Source organism: Vibrio sp. 704 (assembly GCF_033339295.1).
Genome location: NZ_JAWOUH010000908.1, coordinates 1 through 541 on the forward strand (window position 1 = coordinate 1; position 541 = coordinate 541).

The following is a 541-nucleotide window of genomic DNA, read 5'->3' on the forward strand; positions in this document are numbered from 1 at the left end:
GTGCTGTTTCAGGTATTGTATGGCCAACAATCCAAGGTGGTCTAGATGCACTTGCTCACGGTATCTCTACTTCTGGCGCAATCGGTCCGTTTGTCTACGGTACGCTTAACCGTGCTCTAATTCCTGTAGGTCTACACCACGTACTGAACTCTTTCTTCTGGTTTGGTATGGGTTCTTGTCAAGAAGTGCTAGTTTCTGGCGCAACAGCTGCTGGTCAAGCTCTTCCTGCACTACAACAACTTTGTGTTGACCCAGCTCTAGCTAAGACTCTTGTTGCAGGTCAAACTCACACATTTGAATTCGCTAACTCAGTAACTCCAGAAATTACAGCAACTGTTAAAGAAGTAACTGAAACAGTTAAATCTGGTGACCTACACCGTTTCTTCGGTGGTGATAAGAGCGCTGGTGTATTCATGAACGGTTTCTTCCCAGTAATGATGTTTGGTCTACCAGGTGCAGCACTTGCTATGTACCTAGCGGCTCCTGTTGAGAAACGTAGCCAAGTTGGTGGTGCATTGTTCTCTGTTGCATTCTGTTCATT

General features: G+C 45.7%; 1 protein-coding gene. It reads left to right on the forward strand.

Features of this window, described 5'->3' with window-relative positions:
* Window positions 1–541 (forward strand): PTS transporter subunit EIIC (locus tag R7R24_RS29815; protein WP_318120602.1); only part of this gene is annotated, 541 nt, incomplete at both ends.